Raw genomic sequence first — 1,172 nt, forward strand, 5'->3', positions numbered from 1 at the left:
ACGAATACATCGACCTTTACCGCCCAGCGTTTTACTTCTGTTTTTTCAGGATATGAACCGTTTTTTGCCGATCACATCGTCAATGGAAAACCGGTGCTTCCGGGCGCGGCTGCTTTAGAAATGGCCCGGGCCGCCGTTACGCTGGCTGCTGAAGACTTGCCCGGCGGGAAAACGGGTGTAAGGCTCAAACAGATCGTTTGGCTCCGTCCGGTGACGGCGCTTTCTGAAGGAGTGACGCTTCATGTAAAGCTTCAGCCGGAAGAAAACGGAGACATCGCTTTTGAAGCGTATGCCGAAGGAGAAGAGCCGCTTGTCTTTTTCCAGGGAAAGGCCGTGCTCGAAGAGACGGAACGTGCTCCTGTTCTCGATGTAGAAGCGGTTCAGGCGCGCTGCGGCGGCCGTCACTTGTCAAAGGCTGAGTGCTATGAAGCGTTCGACAGCCTCGGCATCACCTACGGACCGTCTCATCAGGCGCTTGACGCCGTCTATGCCGGAAACGGAGAAGTGCTCGCGAAGCTCACTCTTCCGCCGTCCGCCCGCGAGGAAAAGGAGCCGTTCATCCTGCATCCGAGCATGCTGGACGCCGCCCTTCAGGCTTCTATCGGTCTCGTGCTCTCAGACAGTTCCGCGTCCGGACGGCCGTTTCTGCCGTTTGCCCTCCAGGATATGCAGGTGTTTTCTGCGTGCCGGGAGACGATGTGGGCGGTGCTTTCCTCAGCGGACGGCGCCTATCATATTGAGCTGTGTGATGAAAACGGCGCGGTATGTGTCCGATTGACGGGGCTCACCGCCCGTTTTCTGGAAGAGGAAACGGAGGAAAAACCGCTCTTGCTTCAGCCAAAGTGGCAGGAATCACCGCCGGGTGAAGGCGGCGGACAAGAAGAGTCTTTCAGATACGTGACACTGTATGGCGGAATGAACGCTGAGGACATAAGCGGCGGCGCCGTATGTGCGGCTGACGGCGAAGGTCCGATTGAAGACCGTTATGACGCCTGCGCGGCGGAGCTGTCAGCGATCGTCACGCGTCTTATCAAAGAAAAACAGAAGAAAAAAACGCTGATCCAGCTTCTTGTCCCCGACAGGGGGGAAGACAATGTATTGGCGGGGCTGGCCGCTTTTCTGAAAACGGCTCACCTTGAACATCCGAAGCTGTACGGCCAAGTCATCCAAGC

1 protein-coding gene is annotated in these 1,172 nt (G+C 56.9%); it reads left to right on the plus strand.

The annotated features are described in order from the left end of the window. The coding region (locus tag V7728_RS20235) for a polyketide synthase dehydratase domain-containing protein (protein ID WP_335371384.1) at nucleotides 1-1,172 on the plus strand (1,172 nt) is incomplete at both ends.

It is taken from the genome of Bacillus sp. JHAA (assembly GCF_036961585.1).
Taxonomy (GTDB): Bacteria; Bacillota; Bacilli; order Bacillales; family Bacillaceae; genus Bacillus; species Bacillus velezensis.